At 72.6% G+C, this 26,710-nt stretch carries 30 protein-coding genes; 21 read left to right on the top strand and 9 right to left on the bottom strand.

Annotation, left to right across the window (positions count from 1 at the left end; all coding sequences use genetic code 11):
- Positions 1-48: 48 nt before the first annotated feature.
- From F8R89_RS20330 to F8R89_RS20350, 5 genes are all read left to right on the top strand, one after another.
- Complete coding sequence (locus F8R89_RS20330; RefSeq protein WP_151785301.1) at positions 49-654, top strand: TlpA family protein disulfide reductase; 606 nt, start codon at positions 49-51, stop codon at positions 652-654.
- A gap of 46 nt (positions 655-700) precedes the next feature.
- Positions 701-1,423: a cytochrome c biogenesis CcdA family protein gene (locus tag F8R89_RS20335; protein ID WP_151788216.1), complete on the top strand. Its 723-nt coding sequence runs from the start codon at positions 701-703 to the stop codon at positions 1,421-1,423.
- 3 nt (positions 1,424-1,426) lie between these two features.
- Positions 1,427-3,154 carry a cytochrome c biogenesis protein ResB gene (locus F8R89_RS20340; RefSeq protein WP_151785302.1) on the top strand — a complete coding sequence of 576 codons (1,728 nt, stop codon included), beginning with the start codon at positions 1,427-1,429 and terminating at the stop codon, positions 3,152-3,154.
- The gene (gene ccsB / locus F8R89_RS20345; RefSeq protein WP_151785303.1) at positions 3,151-4,251 is read left to right on the top strand and encodes a c-type cytochrome biogenesis protein CcsB; all 1,101 of its coding nucleotides are present in this window, start codon (positions 3,151-3,153) and stop codon (positions 4,249-4,251) included. Before F8R89_RS20340 ends, ccsB begins: the two co-directional genes overlap by 4 nt.
- Positions 4,252-4,316: 65 nt before the next feature.
- Complete coding sequence (locus F8R89_RS20350; RefSeq protein ID WP_151785304.1) at positions 4,317-4,715, top strand: SRPBCC family protein; 399 nt, start codon at positions 4,317-4,319, stop codon at positions 4,713-4,715.
- 36 nt (positions 4,716-4,751) lie between these two features.
- On the opposite strand, the gene F8R89_RS20355 is transcribed toward F8R89_RS20350, so the two are convergent.
- Positions 4,752-5,201 (bottom strand): nucleoside deaminase, encoded by a 450-nt coding sequence (locus F8R89_RS20355; RefSeq protein ID WP_151785305.1) that lies wholly within the window; start codon positions 5,199-5,201, stop codon positions 4,752-4,754.
- A 115-nt stretch (positions 5,202-5,316) separates the two neighbouring features.
- Between F8R89_RS20355 and F8R89_RS20360 the strand changes: the two genes are divergently transcribed.
- The gene (locus tag F8R89_RS20360; protein ID WP_151785306.1) at positions 5,317-5,862 is read left to right on the top strand and encodes a hypothetical protein; all 546 of its coding nucleotides are present in this window, start codon (positions 5,317-5,319) and stop codon (positions 5,860-5,862) included.
- Positions 5,863-5,941: 79 nt separating this feature from the next.
- A complete protein-coding gene (locus F8R89_RS20365; RefSeq protein ID WP_151785307.1) occupies positions 5,942-6,460 on the top strand; it encodes a hypothetical protein in 519 nt (172 codons plus the stop codon).
- Between the two features lie 18 nt (positions 6,461-6,478).
- On the opposite strand, the gene F8R89_RS20370 is transcribed toward F8R89_RS20365, so the two are convergent.
- Entirely contained in the window at positions 6,479-6,808 is a 330-nt protein-coding gene (locus tag F8R89_RS20370; RefSeq protein ID WP_108708149.1) for a PLD nuclease N-terminal domain-containing protein, read from the bottom strand.
- Between the two features lie 87 nt (positions 6,809-6,895).
- On the opposite strand from F8R89_RS20370, the gene F8R89_RS20375 reads away from it, so the two are divergent.
- Together F8R89_RS20375 and mqnP are read left to right on the top strand one after the other, a co-directional pair.
- Positions 6,896-8,347 carry a menaquinone biosynthesis decarboxylase gene (locus F8R89_RS20375; RefSeq protein WP_151785308.1) on the top strand — a complete coding sequence of 484 codons (1,452 nt, stop codon included), beginning with the start codon at positions 6,896-6,898 and terminating at the stop codon, positions 8,345-8,347.
- Entirely contained in the window at positions 8,344-9,246 is a 903-nt protein-coding gene (gene mqnP, locus F8R89_RS20380) for a menaquinone biosynthesis prenyltransferase MqnP (protein ID WP_151785309.1), read from the top strand. The genes F8R89_RS20375 and mqnP overlap by 4 nt, the downstream gene beginning before the upstream one ends.
- Before the next feature lie 10 nt (positions 9,247-9,256).
- Here the strand turns inward: mqnP and F8R89_RS20385 are convergent, their stop codons facing one another.
- Positions 9,257-9,871 carry a rhomboid family intramembrane serine protease gene (locus F8R89_RS20385; RefSeq protein ID WP_151785310.1) on the bottom strand — a complete coding sequence of 205 codons (615 nt, stop codon included), beginning with the start codon at positions 9,869-9,871 and terminating at the stop codon, positions 9,257-9,259.
- 91 nt (positions 9,872-9,962) lie between these two features.
- Between F8R89_RS20385 and F8R89_RS20390 the strand changes: the two genes are divergently transcribed.
- From F8R89_RS20390 to F8R89_RS20430, 9 genes are all read left to right on the top strand, one after another.
- The gene (locus tag F8R89_RS20390; protein ID WP_151785311.1) at positions 9,963-10,646 is read left to right on the top strand and encodes a UbiX family flavin prenyltransferase; all 684 of its coding nucleotides are present in this window, start codon (positions 9,963-9,965) and stop codon (positions 10,644-10,646) included.
- A gap of 73 nt (positions 10,647-10,719) precedes the next feature.
- A complete protein-coding gene (locus F8R89_RS20395; RefSeq protein WP_151785312.1) occupies positions 10,720-11,175 on the top strand; it encodes an Lrp/AsnC family transcriptional regulator in 456 nt (151 codons plus the stop codon).
- A 46-nt stretch (positions 11,176-11,221) separates the two neighbouring features.
- Positions 11,222-12,385, top strand: a complete 1,164-nt coding sequence (mqnE, locus tag F8R89_RS20400) for an aminofutalosine synthase MqnE (RefSeq protein WP_086872510.1) — start codon at positions 11,222-11,224, stop codon at positions 12,383-12,385.
- A 32-nt stretch (positions 12,386-12,417) separates the two neighbouring features.
- Positions 12,418-13,065, top strand: coding sequence for a UdgX family uracil-DNA binding protein (locus F8R89_RS20405; protein WP_151785313.1), 648 nt, complete (start codon positions 12,418-12,420; stop codon positions 13,063-13,065).
- A 16-nt stretch (positions 13,066-13,081) separates the two neighbouring features.
- Positions 13,082-13,606, top strand: a complete 525-nt coding sequence (locus tag F8R89_RS20410; RefSeq protein ID WP_151785314.1) for a GNAT family N-acetyltransferase — start codon at positions 13,082-13,084, stop codon at positions 13,604-13,606.
- Positions 13,607-13,696: 90 nt separating this feature from the next.
- Entirely contained in the window at positions 13,697-13,987 is a 291-nt protein-coding gene (locus tag F8R89_RS20415) for a DUF4229 domain-containing protein (protein WP_151785315.1), read from the top strand.
- A 171-nt stretch (positions 13,988-14,158) separates the two neighbouring features.
- Positions 14,159-15,802, top strand: a complete 1,644-nt coding sequence (locus F8R89_RS20420; protein ID WP_151785316.1) for an SPFH domain-containing protein — start codon at positions 14,159-14,161, stop codon at positions 15,800-15,802.
- On the top strand, positions 15,799-17,142 hold the full coding sequence (locus tag F8R89_RS20425) for an SPFH domain-containing protein (RefSeq protein ID WP_151785317.1): 1,344 nt from the start codon (positions 15,799-15,801) through the stop codon (positions 17,140-17,142). Before F8R89_RS20420 ends, F8R89_RS20425 begins: the two co-directional genes overlap by 4 nt.
- Positions 17,143-17,201: 59 nt before the next feature.
- Positions 17,202-17,864: a TetR/AcrR family transcriptional regulator gene (locus tag F8R89_RS20430; protein ID WP_151785318.1), complete on the top strand. Its 663-nt coding sequence runs from the start codon at positions 17,202-17,204 to the stop codon at positions 17,862-17,864.
- Here F8R89_RS20430 and F8R89_RS20435 read toward each other — a convergent pair.
- Both F8R89_RS20435 and F8R89_RS20440 read right to left on the bottom strand, forming a co-directional pair.
- Positions 17,846-18,685 carry a MaoC family dehydratase gene (locus F8R89_RS20435; protein ID WP_151785319.1) on the bottom strand — a complete coding sequence of 280 codons (840 nt, stop codon included), beginning with the start codon at positions 18,683-18,685 and terminating at the stop codon, positions 17,846-17,848. The genes F8R89_RS20430 and F8R89_RS20435 overlap by 19 nt on opposite strands.
- The gene (locus F8R89_RS20440) at positions 18,685-19,983 is read right to left on the bottom strand and encodes a 3-oxoacyl-ACP reductase (RefSeq protein ID WP_151785320.1); all 1,299 of its coding nucleotides are present in this window, start codon (positions 19,981-19,983) and stop codon (positions 18,685-18,687) included. The genes F8R89_RS20435 and F8R89_RS20440 overlap by 1 nt, the downstream gene beginning before the upstream one ends.
- An 84-nt stretch (positions 19,984-20,067) precedes the next feature.
- Here F8R89_RS20440 and F8R89_RS20445 point away from each other — a divergent pair, with 84 nt between their 5' ends.
- From F8R89_RS20445 to F8R89_RS20455, 3 genes are all read left to right on the top strand, one after another.
- On the top strand, positions 20,068-21,354 hold the full coding sequence (locus tag F8R89_RS20445) for an acetyl-CoA C-acetyltransferase (RefSeq protein ID WP_151785321.1): 1,287 nt from the start codon (positions 20,068-20,070) through the stop codon (positions 21,352-21,354).
- Between the two features lie 209 nt (positions 21,355-21,563).
- Positions 21,564-23,492, top strand: coding sequence for an AMP-dependent synthetase/ligase (locus F8R89_RS20450; protein WP_151785322.1), 1,929 nt, complete (start codon positions 21,564-21,566; stop codon positions 23,490-23,492).
- Positions 23,493-23,590: 98 nt separating this feature from the next.
- Complete coding sequence (locus tag F8R89_RS20455; RefSeq protein ID WP_151785323.1) at positions 23,591-24,730, top strand: sugar ABC transporter substrate-binding protein; 1,140 nt, start codon at positions 23,591-23,593, stop codon at positions 24,728-24,730.
- 19 nt (positions 24,731-24,749) lie between these two features.
- Here the strand turns inward: F8R89_RS20455 and F8R89_RS20460 are convergent, their stop codons facing one another.
- Genes F8R89_RS20460 through F8R89_RS20475 form a run of 4 tightly spaced genes read right to left on the bottom strand, consistent with a single transcriptional unit; the run spans position 24,750 to position 26,709 of the window.
- Entirely contained in the window at positions 24,750-25,400 is a 651-nt protein-coding gene (locus F8R89_RS20460) for a class I SAM-dependent methyltransferase (RefSeq protein ID WP_151785324.1), read from the bottom strand.
- Between the two features lie 39 nt (positions 25,401-25,439).
- Positions 25,440-25,679, bottom strand: coding sequence for a hypothetical protein (locus tag F8R89_RS20465; protein WP_151785325.1), 240 nt, complete (start codon positions 25,677-25,679; stop codon positions 25,440-25,442).
- A gap of 26 nt (positions 25,680-25,705) precedes the next feature.
- Positions 25,706-26,029, bottom strand: coding sequence for an AzlD domain-containing protein (locus F8R89_RS20470; protein ID WP_151785326.1), 324 nt, complete (start codon positions 26,027-26,029; stop codon positions 25,706-25,708).
- Positions 26,026-26,709, bottom strand: a complete 684-nt coding sequence (locus tag F8R89_RS20475; protein WP_151785327.1) for an AzlC family ABC transporter permease — start codon at positions 26,707-26,709, stop codon at positions 26,026-26,028. The genes F8R89_RS20470 and F8R89_RS20475 overlap by 4 nt, the downstream gene beginning before the upstream one ends.
- Between the last annotated feature and the right edge of the window lies 1 nt (position 26,710).

A 26,710-nucleotide genomic window follows, 5' to 3' on the forward strand; every position in this document is an offset into this window, starting at 1 on the left:
AGAGGGGGGTGCGCAAGATCCCCCGTACGGGCATGCGAAACTTTTCACATGAGTGCCGTCCGCCGCTCCCGTAGCCGTACCGCTTCGCTCGCCGTCACCAGCGCCGCCGCTGCCGCGCTGGTCCTGTCCGCGTGCAGCTCGGGCGGCACCTCGGGCGGTGGCGGGGACACGCACTTCGTCGCCGGCGGCAACGGCGTCGACACCGTGAAGCGGGGCGAACGCGCCGCCGCCCCCGAGCTGTCCGGCGCCACCATCGACGGCAAGCAGCTCACCACGGCCGACTACAAGGGCAAGGTCCTCGTGGTCAACGTCTGGGGGTCCTGGTGCCCGCCCTGCCGGGCCGAGGCGAAGAACTTCCAGACCGTGTACTCCGACCTCAAGGACCGGGGCGTCCAGTTCGTCGGCATCAACACCCGGGACACCAGCACCACCCCGGCGAAGGCCTTCGAGAAGGAGTTCGGGGTCACGTACCCGAGCCTGTACGACCCCACCGGGAAGCAGATGCTCCGCTTCGGGAAGGGCACGCTCAACCCGCAGGCGATCCCCTCGACGCTCGTCATCGACAGGGACGGCAGGATCGCCGCCCGGGCGCTGATGCCCCTCGGCGAGGACACCCTGCGGGACATGATCAAGCCCGTCCTCGCGGAGAAGTGACGTGAGCACCCTCACCCCACTCGCCGCCGACCCGAACCAGACGGTGATGAGCGGCGCCCTGCTGATCGCGCTGCCCGTCGCCCTGCTCGGCGGCCTCGTCTCCTTCTTCTCGCCCTGCGTCCTGCCGCTGGTCCCCGGCTACCTCTCCTACGTCACCGGCGTCACCGGCACCGACCTCGCCGAGGCGCGGCGCGGCCGGATGGTCGCCGGCGCCTCCCTCTTCGTGCTCGGCTTCACCGCCGTGTTCGTCTCCAGCGGGGCGCTCTTCGGGTACTTCGGCGAGAACCTCCAGGCGCACAAGGACGTCCTGTCGAAGGTCCTCGGCGTCCTCATGATCGCCATGGGTGTCTTCTTCATGGGCCTGATGCCCTGGATGACCCAGCGTGAGTTCCGCTTCCACCGGCGGCCCGTGACCGGGCTGATCGGCGCGCCCCTCCTCGGCGCCCTGTTCGGCATCGGCTGGACGCCCTGCATCGGCCCCACCCTCACGTCCGTGATCGCGCTGTCGTACAACGAGGCGAGCGCGGGCCGCGGCGCCCTGCTCACCGTCGCCTACTGCCTCGGCCTCGGCCTCCCCTTCGTCCTCGCTGCCGTAGCCTTCCGCAAGGCGCTCGGTGCCTTCGCCTGGGTGAAGCGGCACTACGTCTGGGTCATGCGGGTCGGCGGCACGATGATGATCGTGACCGGTGTGCTGCTGCTGACCGGCGCCTGGGACCGCATCGTGCAGGAGATGCAGGTCTGGTCCAACGGCTTCACTGTGGGGATCTGATCCATGAGCGACACGACCGACAAGGCCGCCCCGGCCGCCCCCGAGGGCCAGGACCAGGACCTGGGCGCCGCCGGCTCCCAGCTCTCCACCGCCCCCGCCGAGGACGCCCCGAACCTGCCGTCGCTCGGCGTGGTCGGCTGGGTCCGCTGGTTCTGGCGGCAGCTCACCTCGATGCGGGTGGCGCTGCTGCTGCTCCTGCTGCTGTCGCTCGGCGCGATCCCCGGCTCGCTCATCCCGCAGACCGGCATCGACGAGACGAAGGTCGCCGCCTTCCGGCAGGCGCACAAGACGCTCGCCCCCGTCTACGACAAGCTGGGCCTCTTCCACGTCTACAGCTCGGTGTGGTTCTCGGCGATCTACATCCTGCTGTTCGTCTCCCTCATCGGCTGCATCGTGCCGCGCACCTGGCAGTTCGTCGGGCAGCTGCGCGGCCGGCCGCCGGGCGCGCCCAAGCGGCTCACCCGGCTGCCCGCCTACACCACCTGGCGCACCGAGGCCGAGCCCGAGCAGGTCCGCGAGGCCGCGCTCGCCCTGCTGAGGAAGCGCCGCTTCCGCGCGCACCTCGCCGGTGACGCCGTCGCCGCCGAGAAGGGCTATCTGCGTGAGGTCGGCAACCTCGCCTTCCACATCGCGCTCATCGTGATGCTGGTCGCGTTCGCCTGGGGCCAGCTGTTCAAGTCCGAGGGCAACAAGCTGATCGTCGAGGGCGACGGCTTCTCCAACACGCTCACCCAGTACGACGACTTCAAGTCCGGCAGCCTCTTCGGCCAGGACGACCTGGACCCGTTCAGCTTCTCCCTGAAGGAGTTCACGGGCACCTACGAGGCGACCGGCCCCAACCGCGGCACCCCCCGCACCTACGAGGCCGACCTCGTCTACAGCGAGGGCGCCGACGGCAAGGAGAAGAGGACCACCGTCAAGGTCAACGAGCCGCTGGAGATCGGCGGCTCCAAGGTCTACCTCGTCAGCCACGGCTACGCCCCCGTCATCACCGTGCGCGACGGCAAGGGCAACGAGGTCTTCCACGACGCGGTGCCCCTTCTGCCGCTCGACGGCAACGTCACCTCCACGGGCGCGATCAAGGTCATGGACGGCTACCGCGACGCCAAGGGCAAGTGGGACCAGCTCGGCTTCCAGGCGTTCCTCCTGCCGACCTACGTCCCGGGCAACGAGCTCGCCTCCCAGTTCCCCGCGCTGCTCAGCCCGGTCATGAACGTCGAGGCCTACCACGGTGATCTCGGTGTCAACTCGGGCCTCCCGCAGAGCGTGTACCAGCTGAACAAGAAGAACCTGACGGGGTTCAAGGACGACAAGGGCGCGCAGCTCAGGAAGAACCTGCGGCCCGGCGACACCCTGACCCTCCCGAACGGCGCCGGCTCGATCACCTTCGAGAAGGAGATCAAGGAGTGGGCCGGCTTCCAGATCGCCCGCCAGCCCGGCAGCGGCTGGGCGCTCGCCGGCGCCCTCGCGGCGATCTTCGGTCTCGCCGCCTCCCTGTTCATCCAGCGCCGCCGGGTCTGGGTGCGGGCCACCACCGGTGACGACGGCCTCACCGTCGTCGAGATGGCCGGCCTCGGCCGCAGCGAGTCCGCGAAGGTGCCCGAGGAACTGGGCGACCTCGCCGGGATCCTCTACGACCAGGCACCCGGGGCAGCCGCCCCCGAGGACGCCGACGACCCCTCCGATACCCCCGACCCCCAAGCCGTACCTGCCGAAGGGGCTGAGAAGTGACTCTCGCCGCCGCAACCGATCTGGCCGCCGCCACCAACGAGAACCTGGCCAGTATCAGCAACACGCTGATCTACTCGTCGATGGCCGTCTACACCCTGGCCTTCTTCGCGTACATCGCCGAGTGGCTCCTCGGCAGCCGCAGCAAGGTCGGCCGCACCGCCGCCGCGCTCACCCCGGCCACGTCCGCCAAGGCCGCCGCGCCCGCCGTGACCGTCACCAAGGGCGGCTCCACGGCCGTACTGGAGCGGCCGAAGGTCGTCGTGCGGGCCGCCGCCGGACAGCGGGACGTGCCGGACGGGCCTGGCGCGCACGGCGGGGACGAGCAGGGCGACCTCTACGGGCGTATCGCCATCTCTCTCACCGTCCTCGCCTTCCTCGTCGAGTTCGGCGGGGTGCTCACGCGGGCCCTCTCGGTGGAGCGGGCGCCGTGGGGCAACATGTACGAGTTCAACATCACCTTCTCCACGGTCGCCGTCGGCGTGTACCTCGGGCTGCTCGCGCTGAAGAAGAACGTGCGCTGGCTCGGGCTCTTCCTGATCACCACGGTCCTCCTCGACCTCGGACTCGCCGTCACTGTCTTGTACACCGCCAGTGACCAGTTGGTTCCCGCCCTTCACTCGTACTGGCTGTACATCCACGTCTCCACGGCGATCTTCTGCGGCGCGGTGTTCTACGTCGGCGCGGTCTCCACGCTGCTGTACCTGTTCAAGGACACCTACGAGACCAAGCTCGCGAACGGCGGCACGCCCGGCCGCTTCGCGAACTCCGTCCTGGACCGGCTGCCGTCCTCGGCGTCCCTCGACAAGTTCTCGTACCGCGTCAACGCCGCCGTCTTCCCGCTGTGGACGTTCACGATCATCGCGGGCGCCATCTGGGCGGGCGACGCGTGGGGCCGCTACTGGGGCTGGGACCCCAAGGAGACCTGGTCCTTCATCACCTGGGTCGCCTACGCCTGCTACCTGCACGCCCGTGCCACGGCCGGCTGGAAGGGCCGCAAGGCCGCCTACCTGGCGCTGGTCGCCTTCGGCTGCTGGCTGTTCAACTACTACGGCGTCAACATCTTCGTCTCCGGCAAGCACTCCTACGCCGGCGTCTGAGCCGCCGCCGCGGGCCGGCGCCGCCCACGGGTGCGCGCCGGGTCCCGCGGGGTCAGGCTGGTGTCATGACCGGTTCGATCGAACAGGGCACCAGCCAGACCCACGGGAACACGCACATCCTGCACTTCCTGGTGCGTCTGCCCCGCCCGATGGCCGCCGTCTGGCCCTACCTGGCCACCGAGGACGGCCTCGCGTCCTGGTGCACGCCGGTCGACGCGCTCGAACCCCGGCTCGGCGGCACGGTCGACCTGGGGGAGCTGGGCAGCGGGCGGATCACCGCCTGGGACGTGGACCGGGTCGCCGAGTACACGGGGGACCGCGGCCGCATCCGGTTCCACCTGGAACGGGACGGCGAGGACGGGGCCGCGCTGCGCTTCACCCACGAGTTCCAGGGCGAGGCCGAGACGGAACAACGCTGGCGGTCCCGCTTCGAACGGCTGATCGAGCGCGTGGAGCGCGGCTGAGCGGAGCCGGGTGCGGCCGGGCGCGCGCACGGCGTCTCACTCGCCGATGTCCTCGTGCCACAGGTCGGGACGGCGGGCGACGAAGTCACGCATCAGCGCGACGCACTCCGGATCGTCGAGGAGCACGATCTCCACGCCGTGCTCGGCCAGCCAGTCGTGGCCGCCCCGGAACGTGACCGCCTCGCCGATCACGACCCGCGAGATGCCGAACTGCCGGACCAGCCCCGAGCAGTACCAGCACGGCGACAGCGTCGTCACCATGGTCGTGCCCCGGTACGACCGCTGCCGCCCCGCCGCCCGGAACGCGGCCGTCTCCGCGTGCAGCGACGGGTCGCCGTCCTGCACCCGCCGGTTGTTGCCCCGCCCGAGCAGCGTCCCGTCGGCCCCGTACAGCGCGGCGCCGATCGGGATGCCGCCCTCCTCCAGCCCCGCCCGCGCCTCCGCGAGCGCGGTCCCGAGCCACCGCCGCGCCTGTGCCTGATCCATGCCCTCACTGTCCTGTGCGCGGACGCGGACGGCAACGGCATGAAAACCCCGGGCCACGCGCCCGGCCACCGGCTACGCTCGCCCGCACGCCCGTGCCCGGCGAGAGGAGCGGCCCGTGCGCCCCCTGCTCTACCTCGACGTCGACGGCCCGCTGAACCCGTACGCCGCCAAGCCCGAGCGGCGGCCGGACGGCTACACGACCCACCGGATGAAGCCCGAGGGCTGGCTGGCCCGGCACCGTGACACCCCCGCACCCCGGGTGAGGCCCCTGCGGGTGTGGCTGCACCCCGGCCACGGGAGCCGGCTGCGCGAGCTGGCCGAGCGGTACGAGCTGGTGTGGGCGACGACCTGGGGCGCGGAGGCGAACACCTTCATCGGGCCGGTCCTCGGGCTGCCCGAGCTGCCCGTCGTGGAGTGGCCCGGTACGGACGGCGACGGCGGGCGGCCGGACGGCACTTTCTGGAAGACCGGGCCGTTGGTCGCGTACGCGCGGGGGCGGCCCTTCGCGTGGGTCGACGACGAACTCGGTCCGGCCGACCGGGACTTCGTCGCCGCCCGACACGACGCCCCCGCGCTGCTGCACCGCGTCGACGCCCGGCTCGGGCTGCGGGAGCCGGATTTCGCGGCGCTGGACGCCTTCGCGGCCGAGGTGCGACGGTAATTCGGTGGCGGGACGATCACCGGCGGTGTTGGGTTGCGGGTCCCGGACCGTCGCACGGACGCCGGGGTGAGGAGTGCTGGTGGGACGGTTGGGACGGGCCTGGCGGGTGGCCGAACTGCGGCAGCGGGGCGGGGTGCTGGCGTCCTTCGTGGCCGCGTGCTGCGACGACGACGGGCGGGCGCGGGCGGCGCGGGACCTGGGGGCGCGCCTCGCCGCGTACGGGCCGGCCGACCGGTGGGAGGCCGAGGACGCCGTGGCGACGCTGGAGCGGTGGGCCGGTGATCTGGAGGACCACCCGTACCACCCGGGCGTCCCGCGTCCCGACGAGAGCGACCGGCAGATCCGCGACCACTACAAGGACGTCCAGCGCGACCGTCTGACGACCGCGGCCCGTAACTGGAGGTCGGGGACGCGGCTGTCCCTCGACGTCGACCTCAGCCAGCTGTGCCGCGTGCGCGGCCTCGACCCGCGGGTCCGGGAGGACGCGTACTACCTCTACGGCCGCGGCACGATGGCCCTGGACCTCGGCGACCAGGCGACCGCGGCACGCGAGGCTGCCCGTCTGCAGGAACTGCGCGACGCCCACGTCTGGGGGTAGCGCGCGGCCCGCCCCCGGTCAGGGCTCGTCGCGCTTGGTGCCGTCCTCGTCCTCGTCGCGTGTCTTCCCGTCCTCGCCCAGGGACTTCAGGAAGTCCGGGTTGTCGTCGGGCGCCACCCACTGCTGCCGCCGGCGGTCCCGTACGCCCGACCAGCCGTCGGCGGCCGGGCTGCGCCTCTTGCCCGCGATCAGCCACGAGATCGAGCCGACCAGCGGGAAGACGAGCACGAGGATCGCCCACAGCGGCTTGGGCATGTGGCGGATGTCCTTTTCCTCCGTGCTGATGCAGTCGATGAACGCGTACACGCTCAGCGCCAGTGGCACGAGGAACATCAGCACCCGGAGCATGGGCCCTCTCCAGTGGAACGGTCGTCGGGCCGGGGGCACGGCCCCCGGGTTCCAGGCCAGGGTAGCCGCTCGGGGATACTTGACCCCATGGCTTACGACGATCTTCGATCCCTGCTCAGGGCCCTGGAGCGGGAAGGCGACCTCAAGCGCGTGAAGGCGGAGGTCGATCCGCACCTGGAGGTCGGGGAGATCGTCGACCGGGTGCAGAAGTCCGGCGGCCCCGCGCTCCTCTTCGAGAACGTGAAGGGCTCCTCGATGCCCCTCGCGATGAACGTCTTCGGCACGGACCGCCGGCTGCTCAAGGCCCTGGGCCTGAAGTCGTACGCGGACATCTCCGACAAGATCGGCGGCCTGCTCAAGCCCGAACTGCCGCACGGGTTCGTCGGGGTGCGCGAGGCGTTCGGCAAGCTCGGCGCGATGGCGCACGTCCCGCCGAAGAAGGTCAAGGACGCCCCCGTCCAGGAGGTCGTGCTCACCGGCGACGACGTCGACCTGGACCGGCTGCCCGCCCTGTTCACCTGGCCCAAGGACGGCGGCTCCTTCTTCAACCTGGGCCTGACGCACACCAAGGACCCGGAGAGCGGCATCCGCAACCTCGGGCTCTACCGGCTCCAGCGCCACGACAAGCGCACCATCGGCATGCACTGGCAGATCCACAAGGACAGCCGCAACCACTACCAGGTGGCCGCCCGCAGGGGCGAGCGCCTGCCCGTCGCGATCGCCTTCGGCTGCCCGCCCGCCGTGACGTACGCCTCCACCGCCCCGCTGCCCGGCGACATCGACGAGTACCTGTTCGCGGGGTTCGTCGCGGGCAAGCGGATCGAGATGGTCGACTGCAAGACGGTGCCGTTGCAGGTGCCCGCGCAGGCCGAGGTCGTCCTGGAGGGCTGGCTGGAGCCCGGCGAGATGCTGCCCGAGGGGCCGTTCGGCGACCACACCGGCTTCTACACCCCGCAGGAGCCGTTCCCGGCGCTCACCATCGACTGTGTGACGATGCGCAAGCGGCCGCTGCTGCAGTCCATCGTGGTGGGCCGCCCGCCCACCGAGGACGGGCCGCTCGGCCGCGCGACGGAACGCTTCTTCCTGCCCCTGCTGAAGATCATCGTGCCGGACATCGTGGACTACCACCTGCCCGAGGCCGGCGGCTTCCACAACTGCGCGATCGTCTCGATCGACAAGAAGTACCCCAAGCACGCCCAGAAGGTCATGCACGCCGTCTGGGGCGCCCACATGATGTCCCTGACCAAGCTGATCGTCGTCGTCGACTCCGACTGCGACGTCCACGATCTGCACGAGGTCGCCTGGCGGGCCCTGGGCAACACCGACTACGCCCGGGACCTCACCGTCGTCGAGGGTCCCGTCGACCATCTCGACCACGCCTCCTACCAGCAGTTCTGGGGCGGCAAGGCGGGCATCGACGCCACGCGGAAGTGGCCCGAGGAGGGCTACACCCGCGACGGCGGCTGGCCCGACATGGTGGAGTCCGACCCGGAGACGGCGGCGAAGGTCGACCGCCGCTGGAAGGAGTACGGCCTGTGAGCAGCGCCTCCGCCGCGATCCCGCAGCCCGGACGCACCAAGGCGTTCCTGCGCCTGGTCATGATCGAGCACTCGGTGTTCGCGCTGCCCTTCGCCTACATCGCCGCGCTGACCGCGATGTTCGAGTGGGACCGGAACATCCACTGGGGGCGGCTGCTCCTGGTGACGATCTGCATGGTCGGGCTGCGCACCTTCGCGATGGCCGTGAACCGGATCATCGACCGCGAGATCGACGCCCGCAATCCGCGCACCGCCCACCGCGAGCTGGTCACCGGCGCGATGTCGGTGCGGCACGCCTGGACCGGCGCCCTGATCGCCCTCGTCGTGTTCCTGGGCTCGGCGGCGCTGCTGAACCCGCTGTGCCTGGCGCTCGCCCCGATCGCGGTCGTGCCGATGGTGGTCTACCCCTACGGCAAGCGGTTCACGAACTTCCCGCAGGCCATCCTCGGGCTCGCCCAGGCGATGGGACCGGTCGGCGGCTGGCTGGCCATCACCGGCTCCTGGTCGTGGGACGCGGTGATCCTGGGGCTCGCCGTCGGCGTCTGGATCGGCGGCTTCGACCTCATCTACGCCTGCCAGGACGTGGAGACGGACCGCGAGATCGGCGTCCGGTCCGTGCCGGCCCGCTTCGGCATCCCGGCGGCGATCTGGGGTGCCCGCGCCTGCCACACCGTCACCACGGCCCTGTTCGTCTGGTACGGCGTCGCGACCGGTGCCGGCGCCTTCTTCTGGCTGGGCGCGCTGATCGTGGCCGGTGCCTTCGTCTACGAGCACTCGATCGTGCGCCCGCACGATCTGTCCCGGCTGAACCGGGCGTTCTTCAGCGTCAACGGGTTCATCGGGATCGCCCTGTTCGTGTGCGCGCTGCTGGACCTGCTGGTGCGCGGGCTGACCGTCTGACCCGGCGGGATCAGACCGGCAGCTCACGGGGGCCGGTGTCCCGGCGGCGCAGCACGAACGCCGCCGTCACACCGGCCACCAGCCCCACCAGATGCCCCTGCCAGCTCACACCGGACTGGGTCGGGGCCAGGCCCGCCAGCATGGAGCCGCCCCACACGGCGGCCACCAGCACGCCGACGAGCACGCCGAGCGGGCGGCGCTCCACGAAGCCGGTGACCAGCAGGAAGCCGAAGAGGCCGAAGATCAGGCCGGAGGCGCCCGCCGTATTGGTGCCGGACGGCGATATCAGCCATACGCCCAGCCCGTCGGCGACGACGACCAGCGCGCACACCGCGACGAACCGGCGGATGCCGCCGAGCGCGGCGAGGAAGCCCAGGACCAGCAGCGGCGCGGTGTTCGCCGCGACATGGGCGAAGCCGAAGTGCACGAACGCCGCCGGGACGACGTCGACCAGCTCGGACGGGGTCCGCGGGACGATCCCGAAGCCGTCCAGCGCGTGTCCGCTCAGTACGTCGACGAACTCCAGCAGCCACAGGAGCGCCACCCAGCCCAGCATCAGCTTGGCCGCCGTCAGCACACGCTCCCCGCGCGACCCCGCGCGCACCGCGTCCCGCACACCCGTCATGGCGACCCCACCGTCCGACTCGTCCCCGAACAGGAACGCCTGGGCCCCCTTGGTCGGTTCCCACCCCGTGCCGCCGGATAGGCTCGGTGTCGTGAACCCAGCCAAGCCAGGAGAGACGGCCCGAACGCCTTGGATCGTAGGGGTGTCCGGCGCTTCCGGCACCCCATACGCCGCCGCGGTGCTGCGGGCGCTCCTCGACGCGGGGGAGAGCGTCGACCTGGTGGTCAGCCGGGCCTCGCGGCTCACCCTGCTCGACGAGACCGGGATCTCCTTCCGGGACGCCCACTGGCGCGACGACCTGCGCGAATGGCTCGCGCGTGGCGCCGACGGCAAGCCCGGCGCCTTCGAGACGGACCTCACCGACGTGCGGTACTGGCCGGCGGGGGACCTGGCGGCGGGCCCGTCCTCCGGGTCGTACCCGGCGAAGGGCATGCTCGTCGTGCCCGCCTCGACGGCCTGTGTGGCCGGTGTCGCGCTCGGGCTCTCCAAGGACCTGCTCCAGCGGGCCGCGAGCGTCACCCTGAAGGAGAGCCGCCGGCTCGTCGTCGCCGTCCGGGAGACCCCCTTGAACGGGCAGACGCTGCGGCATCTCGTCACCCTCGACGACGCGGGCGCGGTCGTCGTGCCCGCCTCGCCCGCCTTCTACGCCGGGGCCACGCACATCCAGGACCTGGTGGACTTCGTGGCCGGACGCGTCCTCGACGCGGCGGGGGTGGAGCACCGTCTCTACCGCCGCTGGAAGGGCGAACTCGGCGGTGGCGCCCGCCCCGCCTGAGCGGGCTCAGCACCTCAGGCAGCAGCACGGCAGCAATCACGTCAGACCTCTTCAGCGGAAGGCTTCGAATCGCATGGACGCGGTGGACAGGCAGCTCATCCAGGCCCTGAGGGAGAACGGGCGGGCCTCCTACGCGGAGCTGGGGCGCCTCGTCGGACTGTCGGGGCCCAGCGTCACCGACCGCATCAACCGACTGGAGGCGGCCGGTGTCATCACCGGCTACCGGGCCACCGTCGACGCCTCCTCGCTGGGGCTCGGCGTCACCGCGCTCATCGGCATCTCGCTGACGGACGCCACCGACCACGAGGACGTGGCGGGGCGGCTCAAGGACCTCTCCGAGATCGAGGACTGCTGGTTCATCGCCGGCGAGGACTCGTACATGCTCAAGGTGCGGGCCACCGACGTGGACGGCCTGGAGAAGATCATCCGGCGGCTCAGCGCGACGGAGGGCGTCTCCCGGACCCGTACCACCATCGTGCTCTCCACCAAGTGGGAGAACCGGGTCGGAGAGCTGCCCGAAGAGGTCTGAGGGCGCAGGCGTAACGTGGGGGCGAGCTTCGTGGAAAGGTGTTGGCATGGACGTCGGGCTCAAGCGCGAGCTGGAGGAGAAGGTCCGCTCCGGTGAGCGGCTGTCCCGCGAGGACGGCATCGCGCTGTACGAGTCGGACGACCTGGCGTGGCTGGGCGGCCTCGCGCACGAGGTGCGCACCCGCAAGAACGGCGACGTCGTGCATTTCAACGTCAACCGGCACCTCAACATGACGAACGTCTGCACGGCCTCGTGCGCGTACTGCTCCTTCCAGCGCAAGCCGGGGGAGAAGGACGCGTACACGATGCGCATCGAGGAGGCGGTCAAGCTCGCCAAGGCGATGGAGGGCGAGAACCTCACCGAGCTGCACATCGTCAACGGCCTGCACCCGAACCTGCCGTGGCGCTACTACCCGCGCTCGCTGCGGGAGCTGAAGGCGGCGCTGCCGGACGTGTCGCTGAAGGCGTTCACGGCGACGGAGATCCACCACTTCGAGACGATCTCCGGGCTGTCCGCCTCCGAGATCCTCGACGAGCTGATCGACGCCGGTCTGGAGTCCCTGACCGGCGGCGGCGCGGAGATCTTCGACTGGGAGGTCCGGCAGCACATCGTGGACCACCGGACCCACTGGGAGGACTGGTCCCGTATCCACCGCCTGGCGCACGAGAAGGGTCTGAAGACCCCGTGCACCATGCTGTACGGGCACATCGAGGAGCCCCGCCACCGCGTCGACCACGTCCTGAGGCTCCGTGAACTCCAGGACGAGACCGGCGGGTTCCAGGTCTTCATCCCGCTGCGCTACCAGCACGACTTCGTGGACGTGAAGGACGGCAAGGTCCGCAACCGCCTCCAGGCCCGCACGCAGATGGCGACCGGCGCCGAGGCGCTGAAGACCTTCGCGGTCTCCCGGCTGCTGTTCGACAACGTCCCGCACGTGAAGGTCTTCTGGGTGATGCACGGCGTGCAGACCGCCCAGCTGGCCCTCCAGCACGGGGCCGACGACATGGACGGCTCGGTCGTCGAGTACAAGATCACCCACGACGCGGACAACTTCGGCACGCCGAACAAGCTGACCCGCGACGATCTGCTGGACCTGATCCGGGACGCCGGCTTCCGCCCGGTGGAGCGCAACACGCGCTACGAGATCATCCGCGAGTACGACGGCCCGGACCCGCTGCGCCGGGAGTCCCCGCAGCCGATGCGGCTCTGATCGGTCGCCCCTGAGGGGGTACTCGTGGCCGTATGGCTGCGAAGGCACCCGAGGAGGGCTTCACCGCCGAGCCCTTCGTTCCCGAGCGGGGTGGGCTGCCCGCCCTTCGGCGGGCCGCCGCGGAGTGCCGGGGCTGCCCCCTGCACCGGGACGCCACGCAGACGGTGTTCGGCGCGGGTGACGCCCACGCGCGCGTGATGCTCGTCGGTGAGCAGCCCGGGGACCAGGAGGACCGGCAGGGCAAGCCCTTCGTGGGGCCCGCCGGGAAGCTGCTCGACCGGGCGCTCGCCGAGGCCGGGATCGACCCGGACCGGGCGTACGTCACCAACGCCGTGAAGCACTTCAAGTTCACGCGGGCCGAGCCCCGCAAGCGCCGTATCCACAAGGCGCCGGCACTGCGGGAGATGACGGCGTGCGGGCCGTGGCTCGCCGCCGAACTGGCCGTCGTGGAGCCGGAGCTGATCGTGGTCCTCGGCGCCACCGCCGGAAAGGCGCTGCTCGGCTCCTCGTTCCGGGTCACGCGGGTGCGCGGGACGGTGCTGGAGGAGGAGATCCACGGGCGCAGGGAGCGGCTGGTGCCCACCGTCCACCCCTCGGCCGTGCTGCGCGCGGACGATCGCGAGTCGGCCTACGACGGGTTCCTGTCCGATCTGAAAGTGGCGGCGCGCATACTGGAGTAATGGTTACGATGCTGGGGTGTCCCTTACTTTCACCCTGGATCCCGCCGTCACCCCCGACCTGCGCGACGGCATCCTCGACCTGTGGACCGACGTCTCCAACGCGGGCGGCTCCGTCGGGTTCGTACCGCCGGTGACGACCGAGGTGGTACGGCCGGAGCTGGTCAAGCACCTGGTCGCGATGGCGGAGGGCCGTACCCGGCTGCTCGTCGGGCACGACGAGGACGGACGGATCGCCGCGGCCGCCTTCCTCACCCACAACACGCACCGGCTGATGAAGCACTGGCTGTGGCTCTACACGGTGATGGTGCACCCCCGCCACCAGGGCAAGGGCTACGGCCGCGACCTGCTCGCCGCCGCCGAGGACGCCGCCCGCGGTCTCGACGGCATCGAGGCGATCCGGCTCACCTGCCGGGGCGGCCTCGGCCTGGAGCGGTTCTACGCCTCCTGCGGCTACAAGGAGGTCGGCCGCGTCCCCGGCGCGATCCGCGTCGCGCCCGGCGACGACCGCGACGACATCATCATGCTGCTGCCGCTCGGCTGAGGGCCCCCTGCAAGATCGGGACCCGGACATGCTTCACTGGACGGTGCGATTGGGAATGTCCGTAGCCGTAGACCGGAAGAGTGGATTGAGATGCTCCGCTACACACTGATGCGCCTCGGGGTCTTCGTGGGCTGCTTCGTGGTCGTCTGGGGCCTCGTCTACAGCGGCATCGTCCCGCGCGGCTTCGGCGCCTCCAACGGCGTCTGGATGATCCTGCTCGCCCTGCTGCTCTCGGCCCCGATCAGCTTCGTCGTCCTGCGCAAGGAACGCGACCGCGCCTCGGCCGGGATCGTGCGGCGCGTCGACCGGATGAAGTCCAACCTGGAGGCGAACCGCAGCCAGGAGGACGAGGTCGACGACGCCGCCCGCGCACAGGGCTGAGCCCGCGCGCGTGGCCCCGAGCGCGGCATGACCGTCCGGTAGGACCCTGGTCCCCCCTCTTACGCTGGTCCGGACCCATGGTGTGGGATGGCTTGAATCACACCAGGGATCACACCGGTCTCACGCCGGGCGGCGACACGTGCCCGGTACACGCAACGCGAAGGGGGAACTGTGGCACGAGGGCGCGCGAAAGCGGGCGCACGACGGGTGGCCGAGGCGGTCGCCTCGGGCACCGATCCACGCAGGGCCGCGCAGGAGGAACTGCGCAGGCAGGCAGGCGGCCGGGGAGCCCGGCAGGACGGTGGCGGCGGCGGCGAGTACGAGGCCCAGGGCTGGAACATCGACCCGGAGGACTTCCCCGCGGCCCGCGAGCAGGGCGGTTCGACCGCGACGGTCATGCGGCAGAAGACGGTGCCGCTGGACGAGGCCGGCGAGGCCCTCGGCCGCAGCGAACAGGAGCGCCAGGGCGGCGAGGTGGTGCACGCCATCTGCCCGATGGTGCTGCCGAAGGGCCGTTCGTTCCTCTCCATGCTGCCGGTGCTGAGCCTGCTCGTCCTGGGTGCCGTGGGCGCCTCGGTCGTGGGCGCCGCCGGGGCCGACGTGCTGACCAACCCCCTGTTCGGCGTGCACTACTGGGTCGTCTCGCTCGCCGCGGTCGCCTTCGTGTGGTGGCGGCAGGGCATGGTCATGGTGCCCGACGGCTCCCAGGCGCTGATCACCCGGTTCGGCAAGCTGGAGAAGGTCGTCGGACCGGGCCGGGTCGTGCTGCTGAGCCCCTGGAAGCGGGTGTCGTACATCGTCAACACCACCCGTGAGTACCCGTTCAACGCGCCGGTGCGCGAGGCCCCGACCCGGGGCGGGGTGAAGGCGTCGATCGACCTGTTCATCCAGTTCCGGATCAGCGACCCCACCGAGTTCGTGTACACGCTCGGCGCGGTGCGCGGCTTCGAGGAGAAGCTGAGCAACGCCGTCAGCGAGACGATCCGCAGCCTCATCTACGAGCAGGAGGCCGCCGGCATCTACGACATGGTCGGCGAGGACACCGGCCGGCTCCTGGAGCAGCTCAACCAGCAGTTCCGTCCGGCCGTCGAGCTGACCAACGCCAACATCACCCACGCCGAGCCGTCCGACCAGCGCTACCGCATGGACCTCGCGGCACCCGAGATGGTCCGCATGGCCAAGGAGGCGTACACGCACGAGTACGCGCTCCAGCTGCGCAAGGAGCAGGACGAGGGCGACCTGAGCCGGGAGCTCGCCTCCAGCCAGGAGACGCTGTCCGCGATCCAGGCCGACATCGCCCAGTACCAGGCGCAGATGGACACGGCCGTGGAACGCGAGACCAACCGCGCCGAGGCCCTGGCCCGCCAGCGCTACGTCCAGGCCGAGTCGGAGGCGAAGGCCAACGCGGCCCTCCTGGAGGCGCAGGCCCTCGACATCCGCGCGGTGACCGCCGCGGAGGCGCCGGAGATCCTGGAGTACCGCTACCAGCAGCAGGTGCTGGACACCCTGGAGGAGGTCGCCGACCACCTGCCCCGCCTGGTCCGCATCGGCGGCACCTCCGACGGCGCCGGCATCGACTTCCTGGAGCTGGCCCGCGAACTGGTCGGCGAACGCGGCACGGAGCTGTTCAGCGACGCCGACATGGCCGCCGTCCGGGCCCGGCTCGGCGAGGTGTCCGAGCGGATCGCCGCCCGCGAGGAGGAGATCGGCGCGCTGCTCGCCGCCGACCGGCCCACCGTGCCCGAAGTGCCCGACGTACCCGGGCCGGGCGCGGCGACCGACGACATCGAGCTCTCCGAGGAGGCCGCCCAGTGAGCACCGCCCGAACCCACCGCCGGTCGGTCATCTCCGAGGCCGTCGCCCCCTGGACCGACATCGCCCGGCTGCTGCGCGGCGGCGAGGCCGACACCCTGATCCCCGTCATCATCCCGCGGCACCGCCGCCGGGTGTGGTGGATGCTGCCGCTGTGGCTCGGCGTCTACGCCCTGCTCATGGGCGTGACCCTGTCCCTGCACGCCGCCGACGCCGAGTCGTCCGCCGGGGACTTCGCCTACGGCACCCTGGCCGGACTGTCCTACGCCGGTGGCGCCGTGCTGGTGCTGATCGGCGCCCTGTGGTGGTGGCGTTCCTCCATCGTCGAGATCGAGCAGGGCACCAACGGCGTCCTGACCCGCTACGGCGCCGTGGTCCGCACCCTCGACGCCGGCCGGCACTACCTGTGGCACCCGTGGTCCCGGGTCGACTTCGTCGTGGACACCGCCACCGAGATCCCGTACTCGGCCCCGGTGATGGCCTGCCCGACGCAGGAGAACGTGCCGCTGCGCTCGATCGAGTTCTTCCTGAAGTTCCGCATCACCGACGCCGTGCTGTTCGTCCGCACGATCGGCGCCGGCAACTTCGACCTGGTGCTCTCCAGCGCCGTGCAGGACGCCATCCGCCAGCGCGCCCGCAAGATGCGCACCGAGCGGGCGTACGACCTGCGCGGCTCGGACGTGGCCGACATGCAGGAGCTGCTCAACCGGCAGCTGTCCGGCTACGGCGTGCGCATCACCGGCTCCAACATCCCGGACGTGCAGCTGCCGACGCAGTACCAGCAGCACCTGGCCACCCGGGAGCGGGTCGCCAAGGAGCGCACGGCCTACGAGCAGGAGTGGGGCCTGGTCCGCAAGCGCCGCATCGACCAGCTCGGCATGGACATCGAGCGCGCCAAGAAGGTGCGCGACGCCCGGATCGTCGAGGTGAAGGCCGCGCTGAACCGGGCCCGCGAGGAGGTCGCCCAGCTGCTGGAGGAGCAGGAGACCAACGCCCAGCGGGTGCGGTTCGAGATCGAGACGCGGGGCCGCAGCGGCCTGATCGCCGCCGAGAACGAGGCACGCGCCCAGCGCGCCCTCGCCAAGGCGTACCGGGACAACCGGGCCGTGCTCCAGTACGAACTGGCGCGGCGCCGCCTGGAGGTGGGCGCCAAGCTCGCCGGGCGGGCCCCGCAGCCGGTGGTCGTGCGCACCGACGGCTCCAGCGCCGACACCTCGGCCCTGTCCACGCTGCTCACCGCGCAGCTGCTGCCGCGGCTGACGGCGCTGCCGGCCGTCGAGGCCCAGCCCTGGGCGGACCGGGTGGCCCGGCTCGCCGAGGAGCGGGACGGAGACGGCGCGTAGGACGGCGGGTTGGCGACGGGCCGGGCGGGATCTCCCTCCCGGCCCGTACGCTGAGCGCCATGGGTGCCGTGAAGACCAAACGGATGCCGCGGGCCGTCCGTGAGCAGCAGATGCTGGACGCCGCCGTGCGGACCTTCGGCCGGCGCGGGTACATGGCCGCGTCGATGGACGAGGTCGCCGAACTGGCGGGTGTCTCGAAGCCGTTGGTGTACCTCTACCTGAACTCCAAGGAAGACCTCTTCACCGCTTGCATCCGGCGGGAGTCCGCCGCGCTCGTGGCGGCCATCCGGTCCGGCGTCCGGCCGGACCTGCCCGCCGACCGGCAGCTCTGGGACGGACTGCGGGCGTTCTTCACCCACACCTCGCACTACCCGGACGCCTGGTCCGTGCTGCACCTCCAGGCCCGCACCCACGGCGAGCCGTTCGCCTCCGAGGTCGCCGCGATGCGCGCGGACATCGTCGCGTTCGTCACGCAGCTGATCCTGGTCGCGGCCCGCGAGGCGCACCGCGACCCCGATTTCCCGGAGAGCGAGGTCGCCGGGGTCGCCGAGGCCCTGGTCGGGGCCGCCGAGTCGCTGGCCGACTGGGCCAACACGACTCCGGGCGTGAGCGCGCGTCAGGCGGCGGCCACGCTGATGAACTTCGCGTGGGCCGGCCTGGGCGACCTCAGGGAGGGCCGGCGCTGGACGCCGCCCGACGCCGCTCAGGAGCTGAGCGGATAGACCTCCCCGGTCAGGTGGAGGCGGTTCCCGCCGCGCAGTTCGAACCGCCCGTCCCCGGCGCCGTACGTCACGGTCGCCGGCAGCAGCACCGGCGCCCGGAAGCCGGCCCGCACCCGGACCGCGTCCGGTGTGCCGTGCTCGGCCAGACAGCGGGCGACCGTCCACATGCCGTGCGCGATGGCGCGCGGGAAGCCGAACAGCCGGGCGGTGAGCGGGTGCAGATGGATGGGGTTGCGGTCCCCGGAGGCCGCGCCGTAGCGCCGTCCGGTGTCCGAGGGGACCGTCCATTCGGCGACCTCGGGCAGCGGCTCCGGGTCCCCGGCCGGCGCCGAGGGTGCCGTGCCGTCCGTGCGGTGGCGGGCCAGGTAGTGGCTGGCGGACTCCCACACGAGGCGGTCGCCGGTCCGGACCTCGGTGACCACGACCGCCTCGGTGCCCCGGCGGTGCGGCACCAGCCGGTCGACGCGCACGCCGACCTCGTACGTGCCGGACGCGGGCAGCGCGGTGTGCCGGGTGACCTCGATGGACGTGTGGACGAGTCCGAGCAGGGGCAGCGGGAACTCCCGCGCGCTCATCAGCCGCATGGCCAGCGGGAAGCCGAGCAGATGCGGGTAGGTGACGGGCAGCGTGCCGCCCTCCGCCGGGAAGCCGCACACCCGCTCGTACGCCGCGAGGCGTGCCGGGTCGACGCGGACGCCGGGCAGCACGAGCCGGGTCCGGGGGAACTCCGCGCCGGGGCGGGGCCGTTTGAACGGGGAGAGCACCGCGCCCCGGGCGAGCAGGGCGGGCAGCCGGGGCGCGCCGGTCAGGACGGTCGTCATCACGCCCCCAGCAGGCTCTGGCCGCACACCCGCACGACCTGGCCGTTGACGGCGCCCGACGCGGGGTGCGCGAGCCAGGCGGTCGTCTCGGCGACGTCGGACGGCAGGCCGCCCTGCGCGAGGGAGTTCATGCGCCGGCCCGCCTCCCGGATGAACAGGGGGACCGCGGCCGTCATCTTCGTCTCGATGAAGCCGGGAGCGACCGCGTTCACGGTCACCCCGTGCGCGTCGAGCGCGCGCGGCGCGAGGGCGCGCACGAGCCCCGCGACACCGGCCTTGCTCGCGCCGTAGTTGGTCTGCCCGGCGTTCCCGGCGAGCCCGGCGATCGACGCGGTCGCCACGATCCGCCCGCCGGTCCGCAGGGCGCCGGCCGCGAGCAGCGCGTCCGTGGTGCGCAGCACGCTCGCGAGGTTGACATCGAGTACGGCGTTCCAGCGTTCGGCGGGCATGTTGACCAGGCGCCGGTCGCGGGTGATGCCCGCGTTGTGGACGAGGACGTCCAGCCCGTCCGGCAGCGCCGCCGCGATCCGCTCCCCGGCGTCGGGCGCGGTGATGTCCAGGGCGAGAGCGGTGCCGCCGAGCCGGTCGGCCACCCGCCGGGCGTCCTGCTCGGCCTGCGGCACGTCGAGGACGACGACCCGGGCGCCGTCCCTGGCCAGGGTCTCGGCGACCGCCTCGCCGATGCCGCGGGCGGCGCCGGTGACCAGGGCGGTGCGTCCGGAGAGGGGGCTGCCGGGGTCCTCGGGCGGGGTGACCTCCTGCGGGCCGACCTCGACGACCTGGCCGCTGACGTAGGCCGACTTGGGGGAGAGGAGGAAACCGAGGGTGGACGCGGCGGCGCGGGCGTCGGTGAGCCGGACCAGGTTGACCGTCCTGCCCCGGCCGATCTCCTTGCCGAGGGAGCGGGTGAAGCCCTCCAGGGCCTGCTGGGCGGCGGCCTGGTGGTGGTCGGCGGGGTCGAGGGGCGCGCCCAGGACGACGATCCGCCCGCTCGCCGCGACCGACCGCACCATGGGGTGCAGGGCCGCGTGCACCTCGGCCAGCGTCTCGACGTCCCGGACCCCCGTGGCGTCGAGCACGACGGCGGCGGGGTGCTCGGCGGGCGCGGTGGTGAGGCCGAGGTCCGCCGCCGCGAGGTCCAGTTCGGACTTCCCGGCCGTCAGGAGGAGCCGTTCGCCGTCGAGTTCGGGCCGCTCGGGCGACCAGCGGCGCAGCGGGGCGGGCTGGGGAAGCCCCAGACGGCGGGTGAGGAACCGGCCGGGGGCGGTCCCCGTGAAGCTCAGATAGCGGTCGGCCATGCGGGACTCCCAGGTGCGCTCCGGAACTGACTCAGGAGTAAGGTTACCGGAGGTAAGTCACCGTGGACGTGAGGAGTGAGGCACATGAGCGCCCTGTTGGCCCCGGCGGTCCGGCGCGTCGCGATCATCGGCGGCACGCGCATCCCCTTCGCCCGCTCCGACGGCCCCTACGCCACCGCCTCCAACCAGGACATGCTCACCGCCGCACTGGACGGCCTGGTCGAGCGGTACGGCCTCGAAGCGCCGGGGGCGGTCGGCGAGTTCGTCGCCGGGGCCGTCCTCAAGCACAGCCGCGACTTCAACCTCGCCCGCGAGACCGTCCTCGGCTCACGGCTCGACCCGCGCACCCCCGCCTACGACATCCAGCAGGCGTGCGGCACCGGCCTCCAGGCCGTCGTCGCCGCCGCCAACAAGATCGCGCTCGGGCAGACCGAGGCCGCCGTCGCGGGCGGCGCCGACACGGCGAGCGACGCGCCCCTCGGCGTCAACGACCGGCTGCGCCGCATCCTCCTGGAGGCCCGCCGGGCCCGGTCCCTCGGTGGCCGGCTCAAGGCGCTGGCCCAGGTGCGGCCCGCCCACCTCGTCCCCGACATCCCGCGCAACGCCGAGCCCCGTACCGGCCTGTCCATGGGCGAGCACGCCGCCGTCACCGCCCGCGCCTGGGGCATCACCCGCGAGGCCCAGGACGAGCTGGCGGCGACGAGCCACCAGCGGCTGGCCGCCGCCTACGAGCGCGGCTTCTTCCAGGACCTGGTCGTGCCCTTCCGGGGGCTCGACCGCGACCAGAACCTGCGCCCCGGCTCCACGCCGGAGAAACTCGCCGCGCTGAAGCCGGTGTTCGGCCTGGACGCGCCCGGCCCCACGATGACGGCGGGCAACTCGACACCGCTGACCGACGGGGCCGCCGTCGTGCTGCTCGCGAGCGAGGAGTGGGCCGCCGCCCGGGGCCTGGAGCCGCTGGCGTACCTCACCGCCTACGAGACGGCCGCCGTGGACTTCCCGCACGGCGACGTGGCGGACGGCGAGGACGGACTGCTCATGGCACCGGCGTACGCCGTCCCGCGCATGCTGGAGCGGGCCGGACTCGGCCTCGGTGACTTCGACCTCGTCGAGGTGCACGAGGCGTTCGCCTCCCAGGTCCTGGCCACGCTCGCGGCGTGGGAGAAGCGGGGCCTGGACCCGGTGGACCGCGCCCGGCTGAACGTCGCCGGCTCGTCCCTGGCCACCGGTCACCCCTTCGCGGCCACCGGCGCGCGGATCGTGGCCACGCTGGCCGCGCTGCTCGCCGAGCGCGGCGGTCCGGGCCGGGGGCTGATCTCGGTGTGCGCCGCGGGCGGGCAGGGCGTGACGGCGGTCCTGGAGCGAAGCTGAGGACCCCTCACATAACCCGCGAGGTTGCACATACCCGTCCCCGGACCGCCGCCGAACCCGCACAACGTCCCCACGCCCGCGCCGTACGATCGCGGCCTAACCAGCGGTAACCCGTTTCCGCAGGCCTCGGCAGGTGAACACCACGGTGCGCGAGGCACGTACCTCATGCAGCAAGCGTTTTCCCGCTGCACGCCCGCAGGAGCCGCCCCGTGTCCACCCCGCTTCCCTCCTTCGCCCCTTCGGCCGCCTTCGACGACGCACCGGGCCCGGTCCTGGTGCGCCCGGAGACCCGGCGGCTGAACGGCGCCGTACGGGAGGCGTACGTACCGCCGTTCGCCCCGCCCGTCACCCACGGCTCGCTGGCCGACCTGCCCTTCGACAACGCCGACGCGGCACCGGACGCGGTGGTCCTCAGCCGCCGGGACGCCGACGGGAAGTGGACGGACGTGACGGCGGCGGAGTTCGCCGGACAGGTGCAGGCCGTCGCGAAGGGGCTGATAGCCGAGGGCCTCCTGCCCGGCGACCGCATCGCCGTCATGGCCCGCACCCGCTACGAGTGGACGCTTCTCGACTTCGCCGCCTGGGCCGCCGGACTGGTGGTGGTCCCCATCTACCCCACCTCCTCCGCCTTCCAGACCCGCTGGATCCTCCAGGACTCCGGCGCCGTCGCCCTGATCACCGAGACCGTCGCCCAGGCGAACGCCCTCGGCCCCGAACTGGACCGCGTCCCCGACCTGCGCAGCCTGTGGGTGATGGACAAGGGGCACGTGGACCGGCTGGCGGAGGCCGGGGAGGAACTGCCCGACGGGGAGGTGGCCGTCCGGCGCGGCATGCTCGTGCCCGACACCCTGGCCACCCTCATCTACACCTCGGGCACCACCGGCCGGCCCAAGGGCTGCGCGCTGACCCACGGGAACTTCTTCGCCGAGGTCGACAACGCCGTCGAACTGCTCTACCCGATCTTCAAGGCGCGGACCAGCGAAGAGGCGTCGGTGCTGCTCTTCCTGCCCCTGTCCCACGTGTTCGGGCGGATGGTCGAGGTGGCCTGTGTGCGCGCCCGGGTGCGGCTGGGCCACGCGCCGAGCCTGAAGGCCGAGGACCTGCTGCCGGACCTCGCCGCGTTCCGGCCGACCTGCCTGCTGACCATCCCGTACATGCTGGAGAAGATCTACAACTCCGCCCGCGCCAAGGCCGAGTCGGGCGGCCGGGCCTCCACCTTCGACCGGGCCGCGGGGGTCGCCGAGCGCTACGGCGAGGCGCTGGAGGCCCGCCAGTCCGGCACCGGCCCGGGCCCGGGGACCGCGCTGAAGGCGGGCCGCGCGATGTACGACCCACTCGTCTACCGGCGCCTGCGCAACGCGATGGGCGGCCGGGTGAAGTACGCGATCTGCGGCGGCTCCCCGCTGGGCCGCCGGCTCGCCGCGTTCTACGCGGGCGCCGGCATCGAGGTCTACGAGGGCTACGGGCTCACCGAGACGACCGGCGCGGCCACCGTGACACCGCCCCTCAAGCCCCGCCTCGGCACGGTCGGCTGGCCGCTGCCCGGCACCCGGGTGCGGATCGCGGCGGACGGCGAGGTCCTGCTCTCCGGCGACCACGTGCTGCGCGGCTACTGGGACCCGGCGGCGGGCGGCGTGGTCCCGGCGGCCACCGACGGCTGGCTGGCCACCGGCGACATCGGCGCCCTCGACGACGAGGGCTATCTGACGATCACCGGCCGCAAGAAGGAACTGCTCATCACGGCGGGCGGCAAGAGCGTCGCCCCGGCCCCCCTGGAGAACTGGCTGCGCGCGCACCCGCTGATCTCGCAGTGCCTGGTCGTCGGCGACCGCCGCCCCTACGTCGCCGCGCTGATCACCCTCGACATGGACGGCGTCACCCACTGGCGCCGGATGAACGGCCGGCACCCGGTCCCCGCCGAACTCCTCCTGGACGACCCGGAGCTGCGGCACATCCTGCAGCGGGCCGTGGACGAGGCGAACAAGCTGGTGTCCCGGCCCGAGTCGATCCGCCGCTTCGCCGTCCTGCCGGTGGACTTCACCGAGCTGGACGGGCACCTCACCCCGTCGATGAAGCTCCGCCGGGACGCGGTCATGCGCGACTTCGCGGCCGACGTGGAGGCCCTGTACGCGGGCTGACCCCCGCACCACCGCCCGCCCCGCACCACCGCTCGCCCGCCCCCTCCGCGGTGGCCCCGGCCATCCGGACCCCCACACCCCCCGCTCGGAAGGCAGCAGTGAACGCTCGCACCCCCCACCACCACCCCGCCCTGCGCCGGGCCCGTACGGCCGCCGCCGCGGCCGCCGCGGCGCTGTCCCTCGCCGCCTGCGGTGTCGTCGACGGCATCGCGGGCGCCGACGGCTCCGAGGAGCCGAGCAAGGGCGACGACGTCACCGTCGGACTGCTCCTGCCCGACAGGGCCACCGCGCGGTTCGAACGGTTCGACCACCCGCTGATCAAGAAGGAGGTCGCTTCCCTCACCCACGGCAAGGGCAAGGTCGTCTACGCCAACGCCGCGTCCAGCACCGAGAAGCAGAGCCGCCAGTTCCGGAAGCTGATCGAGGACCGGGTGGACGTGATCCTCGTAGACGCCGTCGACGCCAAGGCCATCGGGCCCGACGTGCGCCGCGCCAAGGAGGCCGGCATCCCGGTCATCGCCTACGACCGCCTCGCCGAGGGCCCCGTCGACGCCTACGTCTCCCACGACAACGAACTCGTCGGCGAGGTGCAGGCCCGCGCCCTCGTCCAGCGCCTCGGCTCCAAGGCCCTCACCAGCAAGGTCGTCATGATGCACGGCGACCCCGCCGACCCGAACACGGCCCGCTTCAAGCGGGGCGCGGTCACCGAGCTCAAGGGCGACGTGAACATCGTCAAGGAGTACGACACCCGCAAGTGGTCGCCCGAGGTGGCCAAGGCCAACATGCGCAAGGCCATCGCGGCCGTCGGCGTGAACGGCATCGCCGCCGTCTACTCCGCCAACGACGGCATGGCGGGCGCCGCCATCGACGCGCTCAAGGAGGCCGGGGTCGGCCAGGTGCCGCCGGTGACCGGGCAGGACGCCAACCTGGACGCCATCCAGCGGATCGTCGCCGGGGAGCAGTACATGACGGTGTACAAGCCGTTCGAGCTGGAGGCGACCACCGCCGCCCGCATGGCCGTCTACAAGGTGCAGGGCCGTGGCGTCGCCTTCGACGCCCTGGCCCAGGACGTGGTCGACAGCCCCACCCGCGAGGACATCCCGGCGGCGCTGCTCACGGTGGTCGCGGTCACCCGCAAGAACATCGAGGCCACGGTCGTACGGGACGGCGTCTACACCGTCGACCAGATCTGCACCCCCGAGTACGCGGCCGACTGCGCCGCGATCGGCCTCGGCTGACGGGACGGGCCCCGTCCTCTCAGGCGGTGTGCTTGCGGGCGAGCAGGAAGGCCTGCGGGACCGTCTCGCCGAGGGCGGGGTCAGGCTCGCGGACCGTGCGGGAGTGCGGGGCGAAACCGGCCCGCGTCAGCAGCGCGGCCATGTCGTCCGGGCGGCGGCGCAGGAAGGTCAGCGCGACCGGGTGCCCGAACGGCCGGTCGTGGTGCCGGTGTTCGTCCCCGGCCTGGAAGGCGACCAGCAGGGGAGCCCCCGGCGCCAGCACCCGGTGGAACTCGGCGAAGAGCGCCGGCAGCCGGTCCTCCGGGAGGTGGATGGAGGAGTAGAAGGACACGGCACCGGACAGCGCCCCGTCCGGCAGGTCCAGCTCCAGCATCGAGCCCCGCTCGAACCGCAGCCCGGGGTTCTCCCGGCGGGCGATCGCGAGCATCGACTCCGACAGGTCGACGCCGAACACGTCCAGGCCCAGCGCGGCGAGGCGGGCCGTCGTCCGGCCGGGCCCGCAGCCCAGGTCGGCCACCGGCCCGCCGCCGTCCACCAGGTCGGCGAACACGCGCAGCACGGCCCGCTCCAGGGGCCGCTGCGCCATCTCGTCCTCGAAGAGCTCGGCGTAGTCCTCGGCGATGGCGTCGTAGAAGGCACGGGTGGCGGTCAGGAGGTCGGCGTCGGTCATGGGCCGCGACCTTAGCGCCAACCGGCCCGGCGGGGCGCTCTATTCGGGCTCCCGCCCCTTGCCGTCCGCACCGGTCCGGCCGGCGCCGCGCGCGCCGCCCAGGGCCGCGCCCGCCGCCACGCCCACTCCCATGCCCAGGCCGAGCCCGAGCGCCAGGTTGTCGAACACCGTCGTGCCCAGCACGACGCCGAGTGCCAGACCCAGGGAGATGCCGACGGACACACCGGTCGCCAGGCCCGTGTCCCGCTCCGGGCCGCCGCCGTTCTCACCGCTCGTCATCCGGCGATCCTCCCACGCGGCCCGGCTCACGCCAGTCCCGCCGCACGCAGCAGCGCGGCCGCCCCCGCCGCCGCCAGCACCACGACCGGGAACGGCGCACCCCGCCACGCCAGGACACCGCCCACCAGCACGCCCGCCGGGCGCGCCCAGCCGGCGAACCCGCCGCCCTCCGTCAGCGCCCCCGTGGCCAGCAGCGCCACGAGCAGCACCACCGCCCCGGCCGCCAGCAGCTCCCGCATCCGCGCGGGCAGCGTGACCCGGCCGTGCAGTGCCGGGCCCACCAGCCGGAAGGCGTACGTCCCGACGGCGAGCACCGAGATCACGGCGACCGTCGCCGTCGTGGACGTCATGCCGCACTCCCCTTCCGGCCGTGGACCACCAGACCCGCGAGCGCCAGCAGCACCGGCACGCCCGCCGGGACGGCCGGGGTGACGGCCAGGGCGAGCGCGGCGCCGAGCAGCGCGGCCCGGCGGACGGAGCGGTCCGTGCGCAGCGCCGGCAGCACCAGCGCCACCAGCACCGCGGGGAACGCGGCGTCGAGTCCGTACGTCGCCGTGTCGCCGACGGCGGTGCCGGCGAGGGCGCCGGCCAGGACGCCGGTGTTCCAGGCGGCGAACAGGCCGAGGCCGTTCACCCAGAACGCGGCCCGGCGGCGGGCCGGATCCGGCTGGGCCAGCGTGAACGCCACCGTCTCGTCGGTGACCAGATGCGCCCCGGCCAGCCGGGCGAACCGGCCCGGTCCGAGGACGTCCGCCACGGCGAGGCTGAAGGCGGCGGTACGGGTGTTGAGGATCAGCCCGGTGGCCACCGCGGCGAGCGGCCCGCCCCCGGCGAGCAGCAGCCCGACGGCGCTGAACTGCGCCGAGCCGGCGTACACGACGAGCGACATGGCCACCGGCACCCAGAGCGGCAGCCCGCCGGCCACCGCGATCGCGCCGAAGGAGACCCCGACGACCCCGCTCGCCAGCCACACGAGGGCGCTGTCGCGCACCAGGGGTGCCATCATCGGTGTTCGGAGCAGCGAACGCATG

The sequence above is a fragment of the Streptomyces sp. SS1-1 genome (assembly GCF_008973465.1).
Classification (GTDB): Bacteria; Actinomycetota; Actinomycetes; order Streptomycetales; family Streptomycetaceae; genus Streptomyces.

What these genes read in the sequence shown, in the direction of transcription:
- F8R89_RS20330 (WP_151785301.1), top strand. Translation starts at nt 49, where the DNA reads ATGAGTGCCGTCCGCCGCTCCCGTAGCCGTACCGCTTCGCTCGCCGTC.
- F8R89_RS20335 (WP_151788216.1), top strand. Translation starts at nt 701, where the DNA reads ATGAGCGGCGCCCTGCTGATCGCGCTGCCCGTCGCCCTGCTCGGCGGC.
- F8R89_RS20340 (WP_151785302.1), top strand. Translation starts at nt 1,427, where the DNA reads ATGAGCGACACGACCGACAAGGCCGCCCCGGCCGCCCCCGAGGGCCAG.
- F8R89_RS20350 (WP_151785304.1), top strand. Translation starts at nt 4,317, where the DNA reads ATGACCGGTTCGATCGAACAGGGCACCAGCCAGACCCACGGGAACACG.
- F8R89_RS20355 (WP_151785305.1), bottom strand. Translation starts at nt 5,201, where the DNA reads ATGGATCAGGCACAGGCGCGGCGGTGGCTCGGGACCGCGCTCGCGGAG.
- F8R89_RS20370 (WP_108708149.1), bottom strand. Translation starts at nt 6,808, where the DNA reads ATGCTCCGGGTGCTGATGTTCCTCGTGCCACTGGCGCTGAGCGTGTAC.
- F8R89_RS20375 (WP_151785308.1), top strand. Translation starts at nt 6,896, where the DNA reads ATGGCTTACGACGATCTTCGATCCCTGCTCAGGGCCCTGGAGCGGGAA.
- F8R89_RS20385 (WP_151785310.1), bottom strand. Translation starts at nt 9,871, where the DNA reads ATGACGGGTGTGCGGGACGCGGTGCGCGCGGGGTCGCGCGGGGAGCGT.
- F8R89_RS20395 (WP_151785312.1), top strand. Translation starts at nt 10,720, where the DNA reads ATGGACGCGGTGGACAGGCAGCTCATCCAGGCCCTGAGGGAGAACGGG.
- mqnE (WP_086872510.1), top strand. Translation starts at nt 11,222, where the DNA reads ATGGACGTCGGGCTCAAGCGCGAGCTGGAGGAGAAGGTCCGCTCCGGT.
- F8R89_RS20405 (WP_151785313.1), top strand. Translation starts at nt 12,418, where the DNA reads ATGGCTGCGAAGGCACCCGAGGAGGGCTTCACCGCCGAGCCCTTCGTT.
- F8R89_RS20415 (WP_151785315.1), top strand. Translation starts at nt 13,697, where the DNA reads ATGCTCCGCTACACACTGATGCGCCTCGGGGTCTTCGTGGGCTGCTTC.
- F8R89_RS20430 (WP_151785318.1), top strand. Translation starts at nt 17,202, where the DNA reads ATGGGTGCCGTGAAGACCAAACGGATGCCGCGGGCCGTCCGTGAGCAG.
- F8R89_RS20435 (WP_151785319.1), bottom strand. Translation starts at nt 18,685, where the DNA reads ATGACGACCGTCCTGACCGGCGCGCCCCGGCTGCCCGCCCTGCTCGCC.
- F8R89_RS20440 (WP_151785320.1), bottom strand. Translation starts at nt 19,983, where the DNA reads ATGGCCGACCGCTATCTGAGCTTCACGGGGACCGCCCCCGGCCGGTTC.
- F8R89_RS20445 (WP_151785321.1), top strand. Translation starts at nt 20,068, where the DNA reads ATGAGCGCCCTGTTGGCCCCGGCGGTCCGGCGCGTCGCGATCATCGGC.
- F8R89_RS20460 (WP_151785324.1), bottom strand. Translation starts at nt 25,400, where the DNA reads ATGACCGACGCCGACCTCCTGACCGCCACCCGTGCCTTCTACGACGCC.
- F8R89_RS20465 (WP_151785325.1), bottom strand. Translation starts at nt 25,679, where the DNA reads ATGACGAGCGGTGAGAACGGCGGCGGCCCGGAGCGGGACACGGGCCTG.
- F8R89_RS20470 (WP_151785326.1), bottom strand. Translation starts at nt 26,029, where the DNA reads ATGACGTCCACGACGGCGACGGTCGCCGTGATCTCGGTGCTCGCCGTC.
- F8R89_RS20475 (WP_151785327.1), bottom strand. Translation starts at nt 26,709, where the DNA reads ATGCGTTCGCTGCTCCGAACACCGATGATGGCACCCCTGGTGCGCGAC.